The sequence below is a fragment of the Streptomyces nanshensis genome, from assembly GCF_001751255.1.
GTDB classification, from domain to species: Bacteria; Actinomycetota; Actinomycetes; order Streptomycetales; family Streptomycetaceae; genus Streptomyces; species Streptomyces nanshensis_A.
Window position 1 is genome coordinate 1 of record NZ_LJGW01000420.1, and the last position, 5,394, is coordinate 5,394.

Here is a 5,394-nt window from a genome sequence, read left to right on the forward strand (position 1 = left end):
CGGCCGCGTCGCCGTCACCCGCCGGTCCTCGGGTCTGCCGTGGGTCTCCTCCTTACGGGACCTTGCGGGTCCTTGCGGGTCCTTACGGGGCCTTACGGGGCCTTACGGGGCGTCGAAGGACGGCGGTGCGTCGCCCGGGTCGCTGCCCCACTCCGCGTCGGGCTCGGTGCCGAGGGTGAAGTCGAGGGTGCCGCCCTCGGCCACGAACTTCTCGCTGAGCCAGGGCTTCGTACTGGTCTCGCCGTTCACCTTCAGGCCGTGTACGTACTTGGCGTCGTCCGAGGCGCCCTCGGCGTTCACCGTGATCTTCCTGCCGTCGCCGCGGTCGACGGTGACGGACTCGAAGAGCGGGCTGGCCAGGACGAGTTCGGAGCGTCCGGGGGTCTCCGGGTACATGCCGAGCGAGGCCCAGACCGCCCACGACGACATCTGGCCGAGGTCGTCGTTACCGGTGAGACCGTCTGGCGCCGCCTTGAACAACTCGGTGAGCGCCCGCCGTACGACGTCCTGCGTCTTGTACGGCGCACCGGTGTAGTCGTACGCCCAGGGGGTGTTGGCGGAGGGCTCGTTGCTGAGGTAGGCGTTGGGCTTGTCCGGCCCGGCGTTCAGCTCGGAGAAGAACGCGTCGAGGCGCGGGGTGACCTCCGCGTCGCCGCCCATCAGGTCGTACAGCGCACGCTGGTTGTAGGGCACCATCCACGTGTACTGCTCGCCGTTGCCCTCGACGTACTCCTCGTCCTGCGTCGGGGAGAAGGACGTCCAGGACCCGTCGGCCTTGCGCGGCTGAAGGTACTTGTTGTCCGGGTTGAAGAGGTTCTTCCAACTCTGCGAGCGGCGCAGGAAGGTGCGGTGCGTGCCGTCGTCGCCGAGGCGCTGCGCGAGCTGTGCCACGGCGAAGTCGGCGCTGGTGTACTCCAACGTGGTGGAGACCGAGCCCCAGTCCGCGTTCCCGGCGGGCAGATAGCCGAGCGAGTCGTAGTCGGCGTAGCCGGGCCGCTCGTCGGCGTTCGACGCCCCGTCGACCATCCTCTCCAGGGCCGTGGCGCTGTCGAAGTCGGTGGCGCCGAAGGCGTGGACGCTGGAGACGACGATCGGCAGCGGGTCGCCGACCATCACTCCGGTCGGGCCGTTCGCGACCGTCCAGCGGTCGAAGTAACCGCCCTGCACGGCCTGGTTCGTGGCGGACTGCGCGATGTCCGACGCCACGTGCGGCGCGATGAGCGCGACGAGCTGGACCTGTGAGCGGTAGACGTCCCAGCCCGAGTAGTCGGCGTACTGGGCGTGCCCGTCGGCCGCCTTGTGGACCTTCTCGTCGAAGCCCGTGTACTCGCCGTTGCTGTCGCTGAAGACGTTCGGGTGGATCAGCGAGTGGTAGAGCGCGGTGTAGAAGCGGCGCCGGTCGCTCTCGCTGCCGCCGCCGACGGCGATCCGGCCGAGCATGCCGTTCCAGTCGCCGCGTGAGCCGTCGCGGAGCTCCTCGAAGCTCTTCCCGTCCTGCTCGGCGGCGACGTTGGCCTCGGCGTTCTCCAGGCTGACGAACGAGATGCCGACGCGCGCCTCGACCGTGCGGTCCTGGCTGGTGTCGAAGCCGACGAGCGCCTGCGCACCCGCCTCGGCCGCCTTGCCGGTGGCCTCCCGCTCCTCGGTGGGAGCCTCGCGTGTGCCGGGACCCGCCTGCGACGCTGCCGTCTTGGCCGACGCGTCCGGCTTGCCGGCGACGCCCTTGGACGTGCCCGACACATGCTTCCGGGACGTGTCCACCGTGCCGTCCTCGACGACCCCGCCGCTGTCGAAGTCCCGGTCGAAGGTGGCGTGGAAGTACACGCGGTACGTGTTGTCCGTACCGCAGAAGCCGCCGCTGTCGCTGTACCCGGACAGGGTGCGGGCGCCGATCGTCACCTCGCCGCTCGCGTCGTTGAACGCCTTGGCCGCGTCGACGGTCAGCGCCGCCTTCTCGCCCTCCGGGTAGGTGAAGCGGGCCATGCCCGAGCGCTTGGCGGTCGTCAGCTCGGTCTTGAGGCCGTTGTCGAAGGTGACGCCGTAAGAGCCGGGCGAGGCCGACTCGTTGTCGTGCGAGAAGGTGGAACTCTCGACGGGGCTGTCGCCGAGCACCGGCATGAACGGGATGTTGCCGAAGTCCGAGCAGCCCGCGCCGGATATGTGCGTGAGGCTGAAGCCGCGGATCCGGTCGTCGTCGTACTCGTATCCGCCGTGCTTGTGATCGACGGTGTCCGGGCTCCACTGCATCATGCCGAACGGGGCGACCGCACCGGGGAAGTTGTTCCCCGCCCCTCCGCCGTGGCCGTAGTCGGGACCGCCGTCCTGGGTGCCGGTGAACGGATCGACGTACTGCGCCGGATCGTCCACGGCCCGCGCGGCACGCGGAGGCGACGCGGAGGCGGCGGGCGCCACCGCCACGGGGACGACCACGACGGTCGCCGCGGCGACGGCGAGGGCGGGCAGTGGACGGAACAGGCGTCCTCTGTGCCGGAATCCGGAGCTGCTCACGGTGTCCCCTTCCGGTAGGCGCAGCGGACCCCGTCGGGCGCCGCGGGTCCCCCATCGATCTGACAACGTGGTCCGTTGAGGCCTGCGAAGGCCGTCTCAACTGCCCCTGCCCGGCTTCCCGTCGGCGGTCCGAAGCCGCGAACCGCCGCCGTACCGAACGCGGTCACGGAGGTCTTCGGAAGCCCGCGGCCGGCCGGGCCGCGCTGCGCGCTGCACCCGCCGTCCGGCGCCCCGGGGTGCCCGGGGCGCTCACCGCCGGGACCGGGGTGTCTCGTTCCGTCCATCTCGTCCTCTCCTTGTGAGGGTGCGGGTCCTTGTGAGGGTGCGGGGTCCGCGAACGTGGGAGGACCTTCCGCGGAGTTCAGCGCGGGAGATCCTCCGGCGCGGTGGCCCACTCCTTGTCCGGCCGGTCCGCCAGGTCGAAGTCCAGCCGTCCGCCCGACGCGACGAGGCGCCCCTCGTCCCAGGAACGGCCGCTCTGCGCGCCGTCGACCCGTACGGAGCGGATGTAGGGCCGTGCGTCACCGGCGTGCGGAGCGTTCACGGTGATGTCGCGTCCGCCGGGGCGTGCCAGCACCACCCGCGGGAACGCGGGGGCGCCGAGCAACATGGCCGCGCTGCCGGGCTGTTGGGGGTACAGGCCCAGCGACGCGAAGACGTACCAGGCGGACATGGTGCCCAGGTCGTCGTTGCCCGGCAGACCGCCGGGGCCCGTGCCATAGGCCGTGTCGGCGATCCGGCGGACGGTCTCCTGCGTCTTCCAGGGCTGGCCCAGGGCGTTGTAGAGCCACGGCGTGTGGATGCCGGGCTCGTTGGTGGGGTCGTAGCGCAGCGGGTCGCCGCCGTCCACGGACCAGGAGCCGTCCGGGTCGTGGAAGAAGCCGTCGAGCCGCTCCGCCGCCGCGTCCCGGCCGCCCATGGCCGAGGCCAGGCCCTGGACGTCCTGCGGCACCATCCAGGTGTACGTCGCGCTGGTGCCCTGCGCGAAGCCGGTCTCGCTGCCCGGGTCGAACGGGGTCGTCCAGGAGCCGTCGGCACTGCGGGCCTGGATGTAGCCGGCCTCGGGGGTCGCCTCCGGGTTGAAGACGTTCCGCCAGTAGCCGGCCCGTTCCGCGAACCGGCCGGCCTCCTCGTCCCGTCCCGACAGCCGCGCCCAGCGCGCCAGGGCGGAGTCGGCGACCGACGCCTCCAGGGTCTCCGCGGCGCCGCCCCAGCAGTGGCAGTCGTCCTGCGGTGCGTAGTGGGCGGCGAGATACCGCTTCAGGTTCGGCCGCTGTCCGGTGCACTGTCCCGGACAGCCCGCGTCGGACAGCCCGTCGGGGTGCGGCACGGTGGCCTGGCGCGCCAGGGAGTCGAAGGCGCCGCGTACGTCGAAGCCGCGTACGCCCATCGCGTAGAAGGTGGCCAGGGTCGCCGCCGAGGGGTCGCCCGTCATGACGTGTGTGGCACCGCTGATGTGGACCCACCGGTCCCAGACGCCGCCGTTCTGCCGGGCGAAGTTGTACAGGGACTGCGCGAAGTCGCCCGCCACACGCGGCTTGAGCAGCGCGAGGAGCTGCACCTGGGCGCGGTACTGGTCCCAGCCGGAGAAGTTGCTGTACTGCGCCCGCTGTCCGTGCTCGACGCGGTGCGGTCTGCCGTCCATGCCGGGATAGCGGCCGTCGGCGTCGCTGACGAGGTTCGGCTGGAGCAGGGAGTGGTAGAGCGCGGTGTAGAACGCGGTACGCCGGGACGGTGTCCCCTCCTCGGCCCGTACGCTGCCCAACTCCCGGTTCCAGGCCTCGAATCCGGCCTCGGCCACCTCGTCCACACCGGCACCGGGGGCGATCTCCTGGCGCAGATTCGCCTCCGCGCCCGCCCGGCTCACATACGAGATGCCCATCCGCATGTGCACGGTCCTGTCGCCGCCCGTGCGGCTCGTACCGCCCGTGGCACCTGCACCGCCGGCGCCGCCGGTGTCGAACCCGACCCAACCCCCGGAGCCGCGGCCCGCCCGGTCCTTCCCGGTGGCGTATCCCTCACCGCCGCCGCCGGAGGTCGAACCGGGGCTCAGGGTGCCGTCCCGCCAGGTTCCGGCGGAGTCGATCGGCCGGTCGAAAGTGGCGCTGAAGTACAGCCGGTAGTAGCTCTTGCGGTTGTTCTCACCGCCGTTGGCACGCCGTCCGCAGAAGGCTCCGGTGTGGACCCAGCCGCTGACCTTGCGCTGCGCCTTGTCGATCTCGATGTGCGCGTCCTCGCTGCCGTTGAGCGAATTCGAGGCGCGGAAGAGCACGTTGGCGGGCTTGCCGCGCGGAAAGGTGAAGTCGGCGACGCCCGCGCGCCGGGAGACGGCCAGATCGGCGGTGACGCCCGAGTCGAGGCCGAGGGTGTAACGGCCGGGCACGGCACGCTCGTCGGCGTGCGAGAAGCCGGAGGCGTACACCTCGTCCTCGGTGTCGGCCGACGGGGACGAGGTGACGTCCCCCGCGAACGGCAGGACGGGGACGTCGCCGGCGGCACCGGGGTGGCACCCGGCGCCGTTGACGTGGGTGAGGCTGAAGCCGCGGGTGCGGGTGACGTCGTACGCATAGCCGTTGGCGGCGCCGGTGTCGGTCTGGTCGCCCGTGGTGCTGGTGGGCGACCAGGAGATCATCCCGTACGGCAGAACGGCGCCGGGGTAGGTGTTGCCGCCGCCGGCCGAGCCGATCAACGGGTCGACCTCGGCGGCGGGTTGGTCCGCAGTGCCGGTGCCGGTGCGGGTGCCGGTGTCGGCGGCGGACGCCGGCACCGCGGGCACCGCTCCCATCGCGGGACCGCAGGCCAGCAGCACGGCGAGCGCCGGGACGGACACGGGCCGGAGCGCACGCCCAGCGCGCCGCCGGGCGAGCGCGGGCCGCCTCGATCCGG

At 72.0% G+C, this 5,394-nt stretch carries 2 protein-coding genes; both read right to left on the bottom strand.

From position 1 onward, the window contains the following. Positions 1-102: 102 nt before the first annotated feature. Entirely contained in the window at positions 103-2,508 is a 2,406-nt protein-coding gene (locus AN218_RS26320) for a GH92 family glycosyl hydrolase (RefSeq protein ID WP_070019558.1), read from the bottom strand. A gap of 361 nt (positions 2,509-2,869) precedes the next feature. Then, a complete protein-coding gene (locus AN218_RS26325) occupies positions 2,870-5,293 on the bottom strand; it encodes a GH92 family glycosyl hydrolase (RefSeq protein ID WP_070019566.1) in 2,424 nt (807 codons plus the stop codon). Between the last annotated feature and the right edge of the window lie 101 nt (positions 5,294-5,394).

Excerpts from the sequence above, each read along its gene's own strand:
- AN218_RS26325 (WP_070019566.1), bottom strand. The coding sequence starts at position 5,293 with ATGGGAGCGGTGCCCGCGGTGCCGGCGTCCGCCGCCGACACCGGCACC.